General features: G+C 50.7%; 18 protein-coding genes. 5 read left to right on the top strand and 13 right to left on the bottom strand.

Features of this window, described 5'->3' with window-relative positions; translation table 11 throughout:
* Positions 1 to 136 precede the first annotated feature (136 nt).
* Both Q1A04_RS11100 and Q1A04_RS11105 read left to right on the top strand, forming a co-directional pair.
* Entirely contained in the window at positions 137 to 322 is a 186-nt protein-coding gene (locus Q1A04_RS11100; protein ID WP_299705436.1) for a hypothetical protein, read from the top strand.
* Positions 323 to 425: 103 nt separating this feature from the next.
* Positions 426 to 1,094, top strand: coding sequence for a hypothetical protein (locus Q1A04_RS11105; protein ID WP_299705438.1), 669 nt, complete (start codon positions 426 to 428; stop codon positions 1,092 to 1,094).
* Between the two features lie 14 nt (positions 1,095 to 1,108).
* Here Q1A04_RS11105 and Q1A04_RS11110 read toward each other — a convergent pair whose 3' ends face one another.
* The 4 genes from Q1A04_RS11110 to Q1A04_RS11125 all read right to left on the bottom strand — a co-directional run bounded on the left by Q1A04_RS11110 (position 1,109) and on the right by Q1A04_RS11125 (position 5,656).
* Positions 1,109 to 1,675 carry a DUF4142 domain-containing protein gene (locus tag Q1A04_RS11110; protein ID WP_299705441.1) on the bottom strand — a complete coding sequence of 189 codons (567 nt, stop codon included), beginning with the start codon at positions 1,673 to 1,675 and terminating at the stop codon, positions 1,109 to 1,111.
* A 119-nt stretch (positions 1,676 to 1,794) separates the two neighbouring features.
* Positions 1,795 to 4,110, bottom strand: coding sequence for a M20/M25/M40 family metallo-hydrolase (locus Q1A04_RS11115; protein WP_299705444.1), 2,316 nt, complete (start codon positions 4,108 to 4,110; stop codon positions 1,795 to 1,797).
* A 237-nt stretch (positions 4,111 to 4,347) separates the two neighbouring features.
* Positions 4,348 to 5,130, bottom strand: coding sequence for a TerC family protein (locus tag Q1A04_RS11120; RefSeq protein WP_299705446.1), 783 nt, complete (start codon positions 5,128 to 5,130; stop codon positions 4,348 to 4,350).
* A 28-nt stretch (positions 5,131 to 5,158) separates the two neighbouring features.
* Positions 5,159 to 5,656: a YajQ family cyclic di-GMP-binding protein gene (locus tag Q1A04_RS11125; RefSeq protein ID WP_299705448.1), complete on the bottom strand. Its 498-nt coding sequence runs from the start codon at positions 5,654 to 5,656 to the stop codon at positions 5,159 to 5,161.
* Positions 5,657 to 5,986: 330 nt separating this feature from the next.
* Between Q1A04_RS11125 and Q1A04_RS11130 the strand changes: the two genes are divergently transcribed.
* Both Q1A04_RS11130 and Q1A04_RS11135 read left to right on the top strand, forming a co-directional pair.
* Complete coding sequence (locus Q1A04_RS11130; protein WP_299705450.1) at positions 5,987 to 6,418, top strand: GNAT family N-acetyltransferase; 432 nt, start codon at positions 5,987 to 5,989, stop codon at positions 6,416 to 6,418.
* A 12-nt stretch (positions 6,419 to 6,430) separates the two neighbouring features.
* Positions 6,431 to 6,976: a lipocalin family protein gene (locus Q1A04_RS11135; RefSeq protein ID WP_299705453.1), complete on the top strand. Its 546-nt coding sequence runs from the start codon at positions 6,431 to 6,433 to the stop codon at positions 6,974 to 6,976.
* Here the strand turns inward: Q1A04_RS11135 and Q1A04_RS11140 are convergent.
* Both Q1A04_RS11140 and Q1A04_RS11145 read right to left on the bottom strand, forming a co-directional pair.
* Positions 6,973 to 7,599 carry a hypothetical protein gene (locus tag Q1A04_RS11140; RefSeq protein WP_299705456.1) on the bottom strand — a complete coding sequence of 209 codons (627 nt, stop codon included), beginning with the start codon at positions 7,597 to 7,599 and terminating at the stop codon, positions 6,973 to 6,975. The two genes, Q1A04_RS11135 and Q1A04_RS11140, sit on opposite strands and share 4 nt — an antisense overlap.
* Before the next feature lie 24 nt (positions 7,600 to 7,623).
* Positions 7,624 to 7,971, bottom strand: a complete 348-nt coding sequence (locus Q1A04_RS11145) for a DUF4174 domain-containing protein (RefSeq protein WP_299705459.1) — start codon at positions 7,969 to 7,971, stop codon at positions 7,624 to 7,626.
* A gap of 260 nt (positions 7,972 to 8,231) precedes the next feature.
* On the opposite strand from Q1A04_RS11145, the gene Q1A04_RS11150 reads away from it, so the two are divergent.
* Positions 8,232 to 10,607, top strand: coding sequence for a TonB-dependent receptor (locus Q1A04_RS11150; RefSeq protein ID WP_299705462.1), 2,376 nt, complete (start codon positions 8,232 to 8,234; stop codon positions 10,605 to 10,607).
* A 50-nt stretch (positions 10,608 to 10,657) separates the two neighbouring features.
* On the opposite strand, the gene Q1A04_RS11155 is transcribed toward Q1A04_RS11150, so the two are convergent.
* The 7 genes from Q1A04_RS11155 to Q1A04_RS11185 all read right to left on the bottom strand — a co-directional run bounded on the left by Q1A04_RS11155 (position 10,658) and on the right by Q1A04_RS11185 (position 15,301).
* The gene (locus Q1A04_RS11155) at positions 10,658 to 11,098 is read right to left on the bottom strand and encodes a hypothetical protein (RefSeq protein ID WP_299705465.1); all 441 of its coding nucleotides are present in this window, start codon (positions 11,096 to 11,098) and stop codon (positions 10,658 to 10,660) included.
* Between the two features lie 13 nt (positions 11,099 to 11,111).
* Complete coding sequence (locus Q1A04_RS11160) at positions 11,112 to 11,594, bottom strand: hypothetical protein (RefSeq protein ID WP_299705468.1); 483 nt, start codon at positions 11,592 to 11,594, stop codon at positions 11,112 to 11,114.
* 30 nt (positions 11,595 to 11,624) lie between these two features.
* Positions 11,625 to 12,140 (bottom strand): GDYXXLXY domain-containing protein, encoded by a 516-nt coding sequence (locus tag Q1A04_RS11165; RefSeq protein WP_299705471.1) that lies wholly within the window; start codon positions 12,138 to 12,140, stop codon positions 11,625 to 11,627.
* Positions 12,130 to 13,206 (bottom strand): DUF4401 domain-containing protein, encoded by a 1,077-nt coding sequence (locus tag Q1A04_RS11170; protein ID WP_299705474.1) that lies wholly within the window; start codon positions 13,204 to 13,206, stop codon positions 12,130 to 12,132. Before Q1A04_RS11170 ends, Q1A04_RS11165 begins: the two co-directional genes overlap by 11 nt.
* Complete coding sequence (locus tag Q1A04_RS11175; protein ID WP_299705477.1) at positions 13,196 to 14,161, bottom strand: DUF2157 domain-containing protein; 966 nt, start codon at positions 14,159 to 14,161, stop codon at positions 13,196 to 13,198. The genes Q1A04_RS11170 and Q1A04_RS11175 overlap by 11 nt, the downstream gene beginning before the upstream one ends.
* A 71-nt stretch (positions 14,162 to 14,232) precedes the next feature.
* A complete protein-coding gene (yiaA, locus tag Q1A04_RS11180; protein ID WP_299705479.1) occupies positions 14,233 to 14,655 on the bottom strand; it encodes an inner membrane protein YiaA in 423 nt (140 codons plus the stop codon).
* 82 nt (positions 14,656 to 14,737) lie between these two features.
* Positions 14,738 to 15,301: a Crp/Fnr family transcriptional regulator gene (locus Q1A04_RS11185; RefSeq protein WP_299705482.1), complete on the bottom strand. Its 564-nt coding sequence runs from the start codon at positions 15,299 to 15,301 to the stop codon at positions 14,738 to 14,740.
* Between the last annotated feature and the right edge of the window lie 5 nt (positions 15,302 to 15,306).

The following is a 15,306-nucleotide window of genomic DNA, read 5'->3' on the forward strand; positions in this document are numbered from 1 at the left end:
TCTTGGCGAAAATCTTGCGCTAAAAATTATATTTATTATATTTAAAGTGGGCTATATAATTGTTGCTGAAAAGGGTATTTGTTGTTATAACATACCTCTCTTTTCGATAAGCCTGTCACCTTATAAGCATTTTATTATGAAATTCATTGGACTCTTTCTATTAATCATCGGCTTGGCATCGGTCGTGCTCGGCTTTTTAGACTATAATTCTCTGTTGCTCAACTGGGTAGACAACTGGGGAGAGAGCATTGGGTGGGGTATCAGAATAGGTGCAACAGCACTTGGGGGCCTTCTATACTTTGTTTACCGACACCAAGATTAGGGTCCTTCACCCACTTTCTATATAGAAAGTTTGCCATGTGCCGAAAAACTGCGTATACGCAAAAGCAGCGACTGACTGAACCATAACAAAAGCCGACCACGCCATGGACACTCCGCAGTACTCTCCATATTATATACAAATAAACGAGCTCTACATCGACTCGGTCGTGACAGACGATACGGAGTTTATCACCCTCTGGTGTTTTACGGTGCTCGACGATGAGTATAAGTTCATCTACCTCGGCTGTGACTTCACGCAGTTTAACCAGATTCTGATTGGGGCTGGCGACAAAGGCAAGGAGATCGCGCTGCACATGGCCAACGTGCTCAACAGCGAGCATGAAGCCCCTACACTGGTTCCTATAAAAGAGCAATTCGGCGATTACCTCGAGCTAACCGGTTTCGACCTGATTGTGTATGAGCCGATGGCTGTGGATGATGAACTGGAAGATGAGTACGACGATGATGATGACTTGCCGCTGGAGCAACTCTTGGGCGGAGGAAGCAAGCGCTCTGATAACACCTCGCAGAAGTACCTGATCTACCAGCTCGACAAGCTATACCCTTCCAAGATCTTTGAGCCCGAGAAGCTGCAGCGCGAGAACCTGACCGAACAGTTTGAAGACGATTCACTAGAACTCGCACAGCTGTATTACGACTACCTCAATGCCTCCGAAAACGGCTACAGCGAGTGCGAAGCCCGACAGGTGGCCGGACTGGAACGTGACCTCTTCTTTAGGATGGCGCGCAAAGCCGCCGACCTCTGGAGCTAGTTTATACCTACCCTTTAGTTTTCCCCTCGCGCAGAGTCATACTGACCGGCCAACTGCAGGCGTGCCCGCAATTGTAGCTGCATTTCGTTTACCCAGTTTCTGATTTCCGCCTCTTCTGAACGCAAAAGCATTTCTTGGTAGTGATCAAGCTGCGACTGGTGCGACGAACTGATGTATTGTCGATAGCGCTCGTCGAACTCCACATCAGGCAGTTTCCTGAATTCCTCAATTGTAGTCCTGTCAGCTGCCCCTAGTGAGTCGGGCAGACTGTTTTGCAGCCCTTCGGCGCTGGCAACTTGCCGCAAGTTTTGCTGCGCTTCCTCATAAAAGGTTAGCATTTGATTTGCCAGTGCTTTCACATCCTCGTTTTGCGCACGCGCCACAGCCAATTTGGCTAATTCCGCTTGCAGCATGTTAGTGCTGGCGGCATAGTCTACAAAGGCTGCGCTGCGGCTCATCTCCTGCACAACAGGGGGTTTGCCGTCTTGTAGTTTCGTATCCGTTTCGGCATTGTCGCTGCAGGCAATCATCATCAGGAAAAGTAATCCGCAGACAAGGGTTAGTACTTTGTCGGTGAGCATAGGCAAGGGCGCGTAAGGTGTTCGTAGATAGCTATACCGTACACCCCACCCCACAAGTTATGCCATACCTGTAAAAACATTTAAAAGTGCAGCAATGCCTTTGTCCGTTGCAAAAAGATTTAAAAGCGATAGGACTTGCGCACCAGCGTAAGGTTGCTTTCGCGGCCTTGCTCCGGCACCACATGGGCAGGCATGGGCTCGCTGATGAGTTGCTGTGGCAGGCCGATGCTCACATCATACAGGTATAGCTGCAGGCCACTACTCTGTTTCAGCCGCACCTCTAACTCTACCTCCTTGGAGTCAGGCAACCCATGCACTTTGGCAAAGTATACCGGTCCTTGCGCTGTTTTCATAGGACCCAATGCGAGTTGTTCCCCATTAAGGGTAGCGCCCAACATACCGCCTTCCTCTGTTGGCTGTAGCACCATGTCCAGATGGGCTGCCCCTCTCGGTGAATGCAGGCGCAGGGTCAGTATCCGCTCGCCGGGCGCTATACCTTCGTTTACAAGTCGGGCGACAGGCACTTCCACAGGTAGAAGGGCTGCCTCGTTTTTCAGATACTGCCGTGCTGCCATGGGGTATATTTCGGTAAGGGCCCCTGTGCTTGGCTTCGGGAAAAATTGTTTGTTCCAGTCGTCGGTGCGCTCGTAGGCCGAGGCCCATACCGCCACGCTGTCGTCGGCGTTGAGGTAGTAGCTCACGTGGCTGTGCAGCGGCTGTGTTTCGCTTGGCTTTTCCGCCTCAATAGCCCGGAACAGCTGTATGCCGCCCACAAAAAGCAAGAGGCCCGGCAAGAGCGGCAGTGCGCGCCAACCAAAGCTGCGCTCCACTACGATCAGTACAGGTATGGCCAGTCCGGCAAGCAACAGCAGCATCCCCACCATCGCCACCGGCATCTGCAACGCGAACACCACGAAGAGAAAACGGACAAGCGGCATCAGCATAAAAATGGCGGGCACTATACCTGCCAGCAAAACCAGCACATATGCCCAACCAACAGGTTGGTGGTGCAGCTCTTTGAGGAAAATAAAAAGCAAAGCCACCAGACAGAAAAGCAGCGGAAACATGAACAGGTAGGCTGCCGCCGGCACCAGTACAAACGCGACAGCCATCAGCAAAAACCAGTGCAGGCAGACACCCACAGCCAGCGCAAACACCGACATCCAGCGCAACAAAAGCCAACAAAGCAAAAGAAATAAGCCGAGCGCCAGCAACAGGTAGCCCATAAAAAAATGGCCATCGCCGTATACTCCGTTCATCTCATGGCTGTAAGGCAGCATGCCTTTCACAAAGTTGTTGAGCGGAAAGAACAGGCCTGAGATTATAGCTGCCACCAGTAAAAAGCCCATGAAACCACCGAGCAGCTGCAGCGCGGAGAAGGCTTTCTTGCGCAAGCCCATCACGATACTGGCCAGCAGGAGCACAGTGGTAAGCCCCGCCCAAAGGATGTTCATGCCGGTCGGGTACTGCACCAGCCAACTGCCTGCCGGATTGAAGAAAATCTTGTCCTGCGCCTTGGTGTTGTCGAGTGATACATTGCCCAGATGCCGCACCAGCCCCAGCATGTTGCTGCCGTGGTGCTGCAGGCTGTTGCGGTCCAAGTTCTCGGGCGAGTCGGTCATTTTGTGGTAGTGCACAAAGCCGTCAATAAAGGCCGAGTTCACACCCATATACCCGGCATCGCGGAACACAGTAAAGTCGGTATTGTTGGGCAGGTTGCGGTATACCTCGTACATCATGGAGCTGGCAAAAGGGTATGGAGCTGCCTCCGCAAATTGCTCCACAATCCAGCCGTTTTCGGGGCTTATCTCGAAGGTCATGCTCGGTCCAGCGTTGCCGCGCGCCTCCACATTCACGACCACACCCACCTCCTGCGCCCACGGGTGTTTCAGAAAAGCCTTAGCCCCATACAGGCCATACTCCTCGCCGTCGGTCATCAGAAAAATAACGTCGTGCTGCAGCGGCTCGCCCATCTGCAGGGCACGGGCCGTTTCGAGCATGGCGGCTATACCTGCGGCATCATCGCCGGCACCGGGGGTGTTGGGTTGCGAGTCGTAGTGCGCCATCACCAGCACGGCCTTTCCGCCCGGCTGTGCGCCTTTGAGTCGTCCCAACAGGTTATAGACATAGCCCACGTTGCTGGCATCACCCACCGGGTTCACGACTACCGCTTCCTGTACCTCGGGCTGTAGCCCGAGTATCTCCATCTGTTTCAGCAAATACCGCCGCGCTTCCGCATGGCCCGGTGTGCCCATCGCGTGGGGATGGTTAGCCACTTTTCGCACATGCGCCATGGCCCGTTCCGCTGAAAATTCCGTGTCGGGCGCATCGGCTGGCAGGGCCTCGGGAGGGCTCATCAAACTAATGCTGTACATACTCAGGCCCACAAGGGCTACCAGCAAAAACAGGGCTATGACATAAGGACGATTGGACATGGCAGGGGCTAGCGTGATTCTGTAGGGTAATATAGTAAATTCCTATATCTATTTTCCTTTTGCCTATTTTCTCTAAAAGTTCAGGCGAGAAAAACTAGTTATATAGGTCCATTTCAAATAACATTGAAACATCATGATTACTTTTTAGCAAAGTGCGGCAAAACCTATAGGCTAGCAAAACAAAAGCCCCGGCAGGTGTACCTGCCGGGGCTTTTGCATAGAAATTAATAAGTTGATTTAGCGAGAAGGGTCACCCTCGGGCAGCACTTCGTTCTGGCGAAGGTGCACTGGGTCGGTTTTCTTGCGCAGTTTCAGGTTGAGCATTTCCACCATGAGCGAGAAGAACATCGCGAAGTAGATGTAACCTTTCGGGATGTGCTGGTGCAACGCCTCCACCACCAGCATAAAGCCGATGAGGAGCAAGAAGGAAAGCGCCAGCATTTTCACGGTAGGGTGCTTGTTCACAAAGTCGCTCACGTACTTTGCGAAGATCAGCATAATTCCCATGGCAATAATCACAGCAATAACCATCACAATAATCTCCTGTGCCAAACCAACTGCCGTCAGGATGGAGTCGAATGAGAACACGATGTCGATAAGGATAATTTGCACGAGCACTTTGCTCATCGTCATAGTACCTTTCCCTGCATTGTGCCCCTCTTCTTCGCCCTCGAGCTTATTGTGTATCTCGGTTACAGATTTAGCCAGCAAGAATAGACCTCCGGCAAACAGAATGATATCGCGCCACGATACCGGGAAGTCCTCCTCGGTCAACGGCAGGTTGATAGAGAAAATCGGGTCACTGGCACTCACTATCCAAGCGATGAACATCAGTAGGATAATGCGGAAAACCAGCGCGAGTGTTATGCCGATGTTGCGCCCTTTAGCCTGTTGCTCTTTGGGTAGCCGGCTTACAATAATAGAGATGAATACGATGTTGTCGATGCCGAGCACGACCTCCATAAAGGTCAGCGTCAGCAAACTTATCCAAGTATCTGGATTAGCGAATATATCAAGCATAAGGTATAAGGTGAGTTAGGTGAGGGCATTACGACTTCATATTGACGTACTGAAGGGGCATGCCTATTTCTTCGGCGTTTGTACGCAAAAGAGCGATCACTTGCTGCAGATCATCGATTTTTTTGGCAGTCACCCGGATGGTTTCATCCATCATGGCAGCTGACACTTTCATCTTGCTGTCTTTGATCAGCTTCATGATTTTTTTGGAAGTCTCCTTGTCTATGCCAGCTTTCACTTTAATGTCTTTTTTCACCATCGCACCAGAAGCATAAGCCTCTTTGGAGAAGTCGAGGGCGGTAGCGTCAAGACCCTGTTTCACCATTTTGCCGATGAGCACGTCCTCGGTGTGCTGCAGGCGCATGTCGTTCTCCATGGAGATTTTCACTTCGTTATTTTTCTTGTCGAACTCCAGCGAGCCTTTGGTGTCGCGGAAGTCATAGCGGTTCATAATCTCCTTGCGGGCCACATTCACCGCATTGTCCATAATCTGCGGATCTACTTTGCTGACGATATCGAAAGATGCCATAGTTTGTCGGGTTAGGTTTAATGATAAGGTTTACACGATTTATAACCTGCAAAGTTATTTATTGAATCGTTGATTGCTAATTGTTGGTTGTTTTTGTTGGATTCGCTGAATAGTTGAATTGTTAAATAGTTGATTGTTCATCAGTAAATTGTTGCTTGTTGATTGATAATTGCTGGTGACTGGTTACTAAATTGCCTCGCTGAAGCGCCTACAGATTTTTATTGGCAATCTGTCTCAAACGATGCACTCAAAATCTCCTCTTCAGAGGGGCAGGGGTGTGTTTTCATGCTACCCTATTTAACAGTCACCAACCAGCAATTAATAACTTAAATGCAAGTCATAGAACCCGCTACTCCGGAACAATTCAAACAGTACTACCAATTGCGTTACGATACCCTGCGCAAGCCTTGGGACCAGCCTGAAGGCAGTGAGCGTGCCGAAGACGATGAGCAGGCCATCCACGCCATGCTGGTAGACGACAACAACGAAGCACTTGGCGTATGCCGCCTGCACCTGAACACACCACAGGAAGGGCAGATCCGGTTTATGGGGGTACGGGCCGACAAACAGGGCAAGCGCCTTGGCGACCAATTGATCAGCTACCTCGAAGACCGCGCCCGCAAGTTAGGCGCTACCTCCATGACCTTGCAGGCCCGCGAGAATGCCGTAAACTTTTACCGCCGCAATGGGTATGAAGTAGTAGAAAAAACATACCTGTTGTTTGGCTCCATTCAGCACTACAAAATGGCCAAGCAACTGTAACACGTTGCAAAAATGGCTTTCACGAAAAAGAAAAAACTTGTACTAACTGCAGGCGCGGTGTTGTTCGGCGCTTTTATCATCAGCAGTTGCAGCAGCACGAATGCCCCACTTGAGACAGTGCCGACCGTGGATCTGGAACGCTACATGGGCAAGTGGTACGAGATCGCCTCCATCCCGCAGCGCTTCACCAAAGGCTGCCAATGCACCACGGCCGAGTATAAACTCAACGCCAAAGAGGGTTATGTGGAGGTATATAACTCCTGCCTGAAAGAAGGCAAAATAAGCGATGTGAGCGGAAAGGCTTTTCCGGTGGAGGGGAGTAACAACAGCAAGCTCAAGGTGCAGTTTTTCTGGCCCTTTAAAGGCGACTACTGGATTCTGGAACTCGACCCGGATTACCGCTACGTGATGGTAGGTTCACCCGATCGCGAAAGCCTCTGGTTTCTTTCCCGCGCCCCGACCATGGATGATGCTACTTATGCCAGATTAGAGCAGTTGGCCAACACCAAGGGTTTTCCGGTGGAGCAATTGCAAATGACGGAACAGCGTTGTGATTAATAGCCGCGCCACAGACCCGTCGTATCCTCTGCATCAGCTCTTTCGGCAGGTATAGGCGACTCTTGCAGCACCGGGTCATCCTCTTTATTAAACCTCTCTGTCCTGAATAGGAAAGCGACCAAACCCAGCACGAACAGAAAAGCGAAGGGCACGACTAGGTTGCGGTAGAAGAAATCGCGGAGGGGCTCGTGCAGTTTTCGGTAGCGCCTGAGGTATAGGAACAGGAGTACCCCCACCAGAATATACATGGGCAGCGCCACAAAAAAGACAAGTTGCCAGCCATACCAGTTTTGGTAGCGGAAAATAAGCGCCACAAAACTCATCACCAGCGAGAGGCTACTGATAGCGCCCAGCAGGGCCAGCCAAATATTGGAGATAATGTAGAAAAAGGACAGCCCCACCTGCACCAAGAAGAGCAGCAAAAGTACGGCCATCGAAAACACAAACACAAAGCTGCCCCCCGTGATGCCGAAAAACTTCATGACCACGCCCACCACCGCCAGTCCCATGGCCACATAAAGCACCATGGTGAAGGACTGGATAAAGGCTGTGAGCTGGTCACGCACATTGGCAACCAACGATGGTCTATTATCTTGATGAAGGGCTTGGCGCTCAAATGTCATGGGGCTACATAGTATAGATGTCTTTTATTCTTGTTTACGCATTTCCTGCCGCCGCATGGGCATTTGGTCGATTATTTTGAATATCTCCTCCATGGGCACAGGCTGCTGGCTGCGGTACTTCTCCAAGCCGTCTTTTCCCAGCAAGATCAAGGTATAGGCACTGTCTTCTACATCGAATTTTGCTAGTAATTCCTTTCGTTGTCCGGCATGTTTACCGAGTGGAGTGAGCTCCAGCACCATCAAATCCCGCTCTCGCATACCTTGCATGTTTCTGCCTATTTCACCACTCTGCTCGCTTAAGTGTGCATTATTTTGATCAGGTGCGAAGATCAACAGCACGCGGTTTTTCCATTTGTATTCTTCTATTCGCAAAGTTTCTTGTGTTTGTGCATGAGCTATAACAGGTACTAAAAGTACTAGACAAAATCCAGTGATATACAATTTTAGATGTCGCATATTCTTAATACGTAGCGCCAGTATTACAGGGTATAATTAGGCGTTAATCGACCTTATTAAACAATTCATCTATTTTTTTGAATATACTTTGGATCGCATGAGATGAATCTAAAAATAATTCCACTACCTTTGCGCCCTGAAAAGTACACGCAACCACACCCACACAAAATAAAACCATGAAATACAGAGCGTTAACCGCTTACACAGCCTTATTTTGGCTACTTTTTTGCGCTGCCCCACTCACAGCCTTGGGTCAGCAGCTTTCTCAAACCATCCGTGGCAAAATCATCGACAAGGAGTCTCAAGAACCCCTCATTGGGGCCACGGTTGCCATCCTCACCACCGACCCACCGATGGGTACTACCACCGATGTAAGCGGCAGCTTTCGCCTCGACAAAGTACCAGTGGGCCGCCATACCCTGCGCATCAGTTACCTCGGCTACGAAGAGCAGGTGCTACCCGAGTTGCTGCTCGGTTCTGGCAAGGAATTGGTGCTAAACATCGGCCTGAGCGAATCCTTCAAAAAACTGCAAGAAGTGGTCATCAACGCCGAGCAGCAAAGTAAGGGAAATCCGCTCAACGAGATGGCCATGATCTCTTCCCGCTCTATTTCGGTGGAGGAAACCAAGCGCTACGCCGCTAGTGTAAACGACCCGGCCCGTGCCGCCCAGAACTACGCCGGCGTGGGCATCAGTCAGGACATGAGCAACGAGATTGTGGTGCGGGGCAACTCGCCGCGTGGTGTGCTCTGGCGCGTGGAAGGAATTGAAGTGCCCAATCCGAGCCACTTTGCAGAAGAAGGTGCGGCCGGTGGTGCCGTGAGTATCCTGAGCGTGAACATGCTCGATAACTCCGACTTCAACACAGGCGCTTTTCCTGCCGAGTATGGCAACGCCCTTTCTGGTATATTCGACATCCGTCTACGCAACGGTAACAATGAGAAACGCGAGTATGCGCTGCAGGCAGGTATACTGGGCGTAGACTTTGCCGCCGAAGGCCCTTTCAAGGCAGGTTCCAAAGCCTCCTATCTAGCCAACTACCGCTACTCTACCCTCGCCATGCTCAATAAGATTGGCGTAAAAATTTCGGGTGATGCCGTTCCGGTTTTCCAAGATTTCTCCTTCAAGCTATACCTGCCAACGGCCAAAGCCGGCTACTTCTCTTTCTGGGGATTGGGAGGACTGAGCGAGCAGAATGTGAAAGCAGAGCGTGACACTGAGCAGTGGGAAGGCTACCTTGACCGCTTCGACGACCGCTTTCAGGCGCGCATGGCTTCTTCGGGACTCACGCACATCCTGTTCTTGGGCAAAGACGACTACATCGAGTCCACACTCTCTTTCTCCACGAGTGGCAACAAGGTATGGGTCGACTCGCTACAGGCAGACTACACGGCTATCCCTTTTTACCGACATGATTTCGCGCAGCAGGCTACCCGTTTCTCGTCGCTCTACAACCGTAAGTTTAACAACCGCCATACCTTGCGCACAGGCTTTATCCTGAGCCAACTGGGTTACGACTCCTATGCAGGCGGGCGCAACATTGAGTATGAAGAAGGCGAATTTGTGAACCAGCGCGGCAGCACGCAAATGGCACAGGCCTATGCGCAGTGGAAGTACCGATTCACCGAGCAACTCACACTCAACACCGGCCTGCACAGCCTGTACTTTGGTTTAAACGGCAACACCGTAATAGAGCCACGCATGGGTTTGAGATATCAGGTAAACGCCGCCAAGTCTTTTAGCGCCGCCTTTGGTCTGCACAGCCGCCACGACGCCCTGACCTCCTACTTTGCACAGCAGCGACAGGAGGACGGCAGCTATACCCAACCCAACCGCAAACTGGGCTTTACCCGCGCTGCGCACTATGTGCTGGGCTATGACCAGATGCTGCGCGAAGACCTCCGCCTGAAAGTGGAGACCTATTACCAGCACCTTTTCAACGTGCCGGTGAGCGCTGCCGAAAACGGCACCTACTCTGCCCTGAACTACGAGCGAAGTATCAGCCGCGAGACCTTGGTGAACGAAGGTACTGGTCGCAACTATGGCGTGGAGATGACACTGGAGAAATTTTTCACGAACAACTACTACTTCCTACTCACTTCATCGCTTTACGACTCTAAGTATACCGTGAACGACGGTATCGAGCGAAGCACCCGCTTCAACGGCAACCACATTGTGAACCTGCTAGCCGGCAAGGAATTTAAGGTTGGCCGCAACAAGCAAAACTTGATTAGCCTGAACGGAAAAGTGATGTGGGCCGGCGGCAACCGCTATACCCCGATTGATCTGGAAAAATCGAAAGAACTGAAGTATGAGGTGCTCGACGTGGCCAACCGTTTCGGGATACAGACACCTGACTATTTCCGCTCCGACATCCGGGTGAGCTACCGCAAAAACAAACCGAAGGCCAGCTACATTCTGTCGCTCGACATCCAGAACTTCACCAACCGCCAGAATGTGTTCGGCGTGCAGTACGACCGCATGAAAGAAGAAGTGGTCACCCGCTACATGGTGGGTATGCTGCCGATCCTGAATTACCGGGTAGAGTTTTAGTGCCTATCTAAGCTGTGAAAACAGGGGTCAGGTGTATAACCTGACCCTTTTCATTTTCTTCCAGCATAAAAGGAGTCGACTGCCTGATACAATAAGGTATCGCCAACTTCATTGTGTAGCAACAAAGCTTTCTTTTGCTTGTCAATTATAAATGTTTCAGAGGCCATTGGTTCGCCGGTGTCGCGCTTAATAGCCCCATTCAGGATAATCAGTTTAAAGAAGAGAATGAAACTGACAACGGCAATGGCATGGACCAAGAGCGCTCCTTTGTTATGCGTATCGCTTGGTTTTACAAATACACCGATCAACCGCCTGATCAGCAGCACAGCGCCTATCACCAAAACCAACAACCCCACCAAGTGATGAGCCGCAGGTGCGTGTGCGTACTCCCAGCCAAAAAGTAGGTAGGTGACCCAGACCAGCGCAAAACCGCCTGCATAGTAAGCGAGTCCACGTGCTATACCTGTTGCAAACTGCTTTTCGATGCGCATATGCTTTCTATCACTAAATTTTTATCTCGGACAGGTCGCGCAGTTCTGCCTGCAGGTCTTGTGCTATCTGTTGCATCTCTTGCATAGCCTGCTCTTGTGTTTTGCGTTGCAGCAGGTGCAGTTTCACGTTATCCGAGAGTTTGATGTAGCCATCGTATTTCACAAACTGAAAGGTGCTCATCGACCCCCTCGACTCGCTGACTTGCCTGTAGTTGTTCTTCTTCAGAAAAAGGAAATCGATACCGGGCAGCGGTAGCATCTTACCGATAGTTATACCTGCAAAGCGCACTCCTTCCCGATAGCGCATGCGCTCCAGATCAAACTCTGTGCGATAGTGCGTAAAATGTGTGATAAGGGCAGTCGGGAGAAAAACATAGGCAGCTACCGAGCCGTTTACAATCATGGTTATCGCTAATACAGTTGTGATCCAGCCAAAAGCCCGGGCGCTTGTGCTGAAATAATGACCTGTATTATAGCTATGTAGAGTTGCTGCCATAGGCTTCTGAAATGATAGTCAAGATAGGGCTTATTTCTGAGATACCCGCTCCCGCTTCGGCACAATTAACTCTCTGTCTTCGTCATACAATCCCACCAGTACGCTGTTGCCTTTGTCATCTACTCTAAGCCCACCATACTCCGCTTTTTCAAAAGTCTCGGCTTGGCCTTCTTCAAAAAAGTAAGACTCTGCACCTAGGTTGAGCGACCAGTTTCCTTTGCTATACCTGAGCAGTATCTCGTCAGGGTGCAGCGGTTCTTTTTCGCTTTGGTAACGCACCAGTTGTGCAACGTTCTGGGAGTCGAGCTGCACGACGGCATAGCCGCGATTGGGCAACTTCTCCTGTTCCTGCGTCTGGCTAATGGCGTAGCTGAGCACCATGTAGTCGCCCTGCATCAGCGAGCGCGGATCTACCGGGGCCAATTCGAGCAGCACCAGTTGGCCCTCTTCCAAGATCTCTTCCTTTTCCACCACCGACAGGTTAAAAAATGCCAGCACCGCCACTAGGTTGACCAGCACGACAATGCTTTTGAGGTTACGCTTCATGGCTTCGCAGATAACGGTTCAACAGGTATAGGCCACCTAAAAACAAGGCACCCGTGAGCACCAAGACCCCTGACTTAGCCAAAAGTGTCATGTTCAGGTCATAATAGTAGAGCACTAGAAAGTAGGCCAACGCTAGCAGCCCCACCCAAAAGCCTGTTTTATGACCGATGTAAAAACTGGATAGCACCACCAGCAAAGCGCCCGGCACCGACGGCGCCAGCACAGTCGGCAGTAACACCACCGTGCAGCAGGTATAGAAAATAGCCAGCGTCTTCTGATCCTTCACTCCACTTTCGCGCAGCACACGGTGTAACAACAGCAGCAAACAGCCGATCAAAAACAAGCCCGACAGCCAGAAATGGGTAATGCTGGTGGAGAGCAATTTCTGATGCACAAACAGCACCAACGTGTTGATTAGGGAGAAGATCAGCCCCATGCGAACCGGCCCGAAAACCAGCGCAAAGCGCCGCAACAAGGCCAGCAGCTTTGCTTCGAAGAGACTGATGAAGGTGAGCATACCTGCCAGCACCACGATCAGGGCATGCGACAGGTTGTATATCTTGTGTATAAAAATCAGGCTCAGCAGACTGCCGTTGAGCACCAGCACCGAAATGAACACAAAGAGGCTGCTCTTGGAAAAGACCAGAACGAGCGTTGAAGCTATACCTAAGACCACTGCCACAGCTGTCGTGTTTTCGGACAGTACTCCGGTACCGATTGCCAGTAACACGTAGCCGGCAATGTTTAGCGACACGCCAATGGCCTCTGCCGTAAATGTCTTCTCGATACGCACAAGCGCCTCTGCCCCTACCAGAAAACCAAGGCCAAAAATAAGCATGCCTATACCTGAGCTGTAGAGTCCGGCTGTCATCAGGAAACCTAGCAAGGTAGACAAGGCCAGCATGCCGCCCAAAATGGTAAGTAATTTAACAGGCCAGCGCTTGAGCAGCGAAGTCGAATGGGCTACTTCCGTGGTGATGGCAGCTTCGTCGTAGCTGAAGTCCGGTTGCTCCTGCGCGATCTCCTGCAGCAGGGTTTCGAGTTGAAGTGGTTCTTTATCGGCCATGCCACTGTCGGTTAAGTTTGCCCAAATACTGAATCAGTAAGGTAATGCTGCCCACCACAAAGAGTGTGGCCAGCAACAGCATAATCTCCGGCACGTTCTCCCCGATCCGCACTAGGATGGCCGTCACCACCGCTATCCCGCTAAAGGGCAGGGCCGTTAGATAAAAGATATCGCGCACCTTTAGGCCGTAGGCGATACCTGCGCCATACATAGCCACGCCGAGCAGATAAGCCAAGCCGTAGTCGTAATCTATACTTTCGAAAAGTGCTGAGACCATGCTGATGGTGATGACGGTGATTGCCGCCAGCCCCACCAAGCGCGGGAACCAGCGATGCTGTATACCTACGCGCCCTTTAGTCGCTAGGACTTCCCAAATAACAACTGCCGCTGCATTAAGGATGAACAGAATATCCATCACCACCGCAAAGGACCAGTGTGTGGCGACCTGCTGGGTATAGAGCACGAAAGTGGTGTTGAGTAGCACGAGGAAAATGAACCAGAGCGGTTGAAACCTTGCCACAACAACCCACAGCACCACGCACATCGTCCACCCCAAGAAAAAGTCATAGGCATTGGCACCGGTCTGGTAGATCTGGCCGAACACGGCAAAGAGCACGCCGACCAGCATGGTGCTGGCCGTAAGTAGCACATTCTTCACCGTGCCGCTGAGTTTGGTAAACACAGCCGCAAACGTCACCGCCAGTATCAGCAACTCGATCATACCCAACTTCACGAACTTGTGCATGTCGGCCCAGTTGTAGGCGAAGAAGAATATAATGCCCGAGATCAGAAAGCTGCCCCCTAGCGCCAACAGAAACAGCCGGACAAACTTCACCCAGTCCTGCGGCCCGGCGTATACCTGCTCTTTTCGGAGCCAGTCGGCTATACCTTCCTCGCCCCAGTTGCTGTGCCTAGCGATGCTATAGATGATTTCGCGTGAGAGGTGTGGTTTCATAGAATCAATTGAAAAGATGCTGTCATTCCAGAATGGAGGCCGATACGTGTTGAGTCTGTTGTAAAGCGGTTTTAATAATACAGCTCTGCATCTTGCTTTGCAGGTAGTTCTCTGCCTAAACTGTCACGGGTATTTTTCTGCACCGCAATCGCAGCGAAAAGGCTTAGTAAAAACGACATGCCGTAGAAGCCTTTTTCGCTCAGGAGCAAGTCTGCATTCCAAAGCCCCACTGTCAGCAGCACGATCGCCAACATGGTAGAAAACCAGCTAAGTCCGTAATAGATGTTGGTAACTGGTATACCCTCCAGTTGGTCGCGCACGCTTTTCTGAAGCGAGATAGCTGAGAATAAACCAAACATTAAGATGGCAAAATAATAGCCCTTTTCGTTCAGCAGCATATAGGCGTTCCACAGTCCGATGAGGTAGGCCGTAATACCAGTAAGTAAGGTAGCCCAAGAGGCTGCTACAAATGCGTTTGATGGTTTCTGATTCATTTTTCTTTCTTGTTAAGTTATGAATCAAAGGTATTGCAGCCCCTAAAACTTTCTTTTGACAATTGTCAAAAAAGGAAGTCTATCAAACCTGACTTCGAATCCTGCTCAGCGTTTCCTGGCTTATACCCAAGTAGGAAGCAATTTGCCCGAGCGGGATTCGCTGCAGAATATGGGGCGAGGTTTCCATGAGCTGTTCATACCGCTCCCGGGCCGTCTTGAACTGCATGGCCATCAACCGCTCTTCCAGTCTGATGTAATACTGCTCGTTTATAATCCGCACAAGGCGCTCCAAGTCATGGTGCTGATCGAACAGCTGGTGTAGAGCTTCAGAGCTAATTCCCCACATGGTGGAGTCTTCTAGGACCTGTATGTTTTCTATACCCGGCTTTCGGGAAATGAAACTGTAAAAAGAAGTAATGAAATTGTTTTCGAAGCCAAACCAATACGTCACTTCCTTCCCATCCAGATTATAATAACCGCGCAAACAACCCCGCTCTAGGAAGTACAGCTTATTGCATATCATACCTTCCCGTACCAAAAACGAATTTCTTGGAATTTCAACCCGCGTTAATGCCTTGGAAAGAGCCTCCCATGCTCCTGAAGAAATAGGGTGGTACTGCGATATGCAATTATACAATGTGTTCATTTCGA

The sequence above is a fragment of the uncultured Pontibacter sp. genome, from assembly GCF_947499215.1.
In the GTDB taxonomy this organism is placed as follows: Bacteria; Bacteroidota; Bacteroidia; order Cytophagales; family Hymenobacteraceae; genus Pontibacter.